Annotated in this window: 1 protein-coding gene and 1 pseudogene; one reads left to right on the top strand and one right to left on the bottom strand. The window is 66.6% G+C overall.

Annotation, left to right across the window (positions count from 1 at the left end; genetic code table 11):
• Positions 1-560, bottom strand: a pseudogene (locus Q8M88_RS12150) (methyl-accepting chemotaxis protein); the annotation flags it as partial.
• A gap of 372 nt (positions 561-932) precedes the next feature.
• On the opposite strand from Q8M88_RS12150, the gene Q8M88_RS12145 reads away from it, so the two are divergent.
• On the top strand, positions 933-1939 hold a 1007-nt coding region (locus Q8M88_RS12145), incomplete at its 3' end, for a hypothetical protein (RefSeq protein ID WP_305597419.1).

The following is a 1939-nucleotide window of genomic DNA, read 5'->3' as shown; positions in this document are numbered from 1 at the left end:
GCCTCGATGGCGGCGTTCAGGGCCAGCAAGTTGGTTTGATCGGCGACATCGGCCACCGTGGCGGTGATGGCGCCGATGTCGGCGGCGCGGGCCTCCAGCCTGGCGACGACCTCGACCGCCTTGAGTTGGCGATCGGCGTTGCGCTCGATGGCCGCCACCGACGCCTCGATCTGCGCGGCGGTCTCGGTGAGTGTCGCCAGCAGCCCCCCGGTGCGCCGGCGGGCCTCCTCGGCGCGCTCACGGGCCTGGGCGAAGGCGGCCGTCAGGGTGGATACCGCGCCGAGCGACTCATGGGACGCGCCGGCGGCCTCCTCCGCGGCGCCCGCGATCTGCTCCAGCGAACGGCGGAGCTCTTCCGCCGCGGCGGCGGACTGCGCGACGCCGGCGGCGAGTTCCTGGGTGGCGGCGGCCATGCGACCGCTCGCTGTCTGCCGTTTCACCGCGACGCCCTTGGGGCGGACGGCCGCGACGGGCGTCGCCTCGAGCGACGCCGCTTCGACTGGCGCGTCGATCACCACACGCCCGCGACCGGCCAGGGTCGATTTCTTCACCAAAGCCATCAGCGCCCCCTTACATCGCCTCCCCAAGCACGCGGTTGAGGCTCGCGATCAACTTAGCGCCAATAGAGCTTGAGCTAGGGAAGCTTCAGCTTTGCGCCCCCGCGGCTCCAACGCCGTCGGGGATGCTGCGGTTCCCTGCCGGAGGCGGCGAACCCGCAGCCTTTCCGGCCGCGTGGGCGCATGCGGAGCGCTGCGGGAATACGCCGACGGCGACTTGACGTCAGGGAGCCCTCCGGCGAATGCTTCGCGCGACCGAGAACGTTGCGGGCGCCGGGCTACACAGTAGGTATCGGCGCGAGGCTGCAGGCGCCTGCGCCGACTCCCTACAGATGACGAGTTCGGCGCTGGAAATGCATTTGGAAGGACACTGAAATGGCTGAGATACTTGCGCTAGGGATTTCCCATTATCCGCCGCTGAGCGGACACGATGACCGCATGGCCGGCATCCTCAAGATGATGCTGAAGAACCCGGAACTGCCCGAGAAGTACCGCACGCCCGACGGCTGGCCCGAAGGCATGCAGCGCGAATGGGGCAACGACGAAGGCACCTCCGCCGCCGCGCGCCATCGCGCCGACCTGGTGGGCTGGATGAACAAGACCCGCAAGGCGCTGGACGACTTCAATCCGGACTACGTGATCATGTTCGGCGACGACCAGTACGAGAACTTCCGCGAAGACATCATCCCGCCCTACGCGATCAGCGCGCACGAGGAATTCGAGTTCTCGCCGCCGGCCAACAACGTCTGGGGCGAGGATCCGGAACGCAAGATCAAGATCAAGGGTGCGGCCAAGAAGGCCAAGCAGCTGACGAGCGCCCTGATCGAGGACGGCTTCGACGTCGCCTATTCCTACAAGCCCCTGCACCACCCGCTGGGACACGCCTTCTACAACGCGTTCCTCTACCTGGACTATGGGCGCGACAAGGGCTTCCCCTATCCCGTGATCCCGGTGGCCATCAATTGCTATGGCCGCGCGGTGATCGCGCAACGTGGCGGCCTGCCCCGTTTCGACAAGGTCATGACCGACGACGACTTCGATCCGCCGGCGCCCACGCCGAACCGCCTGTTCGAGCTTGGCCGCGCGATCGCGCGGATCGTCTCCGAAGGCAACGATCGGGTGGCGGTGATCTCATCGTCCGGCTGGTCGCACGCCTTCCTGACCAAGAAGAACTGGTACCTGCATCCCGACACCGAATCTGACCGGAAAATGTATGACGCCATGGTCAGCGGCGAGTACGAGCCCTGGACCCAGCTCACGGGCAAGGAAGTCGAAGATCGCGGCCAGCAGGAGATCCTCAACTGGAGCCCGCTGATGGGCGTAATGAGCGAGCTGAAGCGCAAGCCGCAGCAAACCGGCTTCGTCGACACCTGGATCTTCAA

The organism is Phenylobacterium sp., assembly GCF_030693805.1.
In the GTDB taxonomy this organism is placed as follows: domain Bacteria; phylum Pseudomonadota; class Alphaproteobacteria; order Caulobacterales; family Caulobacteraceae; genus Phenylobacterium.
The sequence above is the reverse complement of the archived record's forward strand: the minus strand, read 5'-3'. Positions and strand labels throughout refer to the sequence as shown.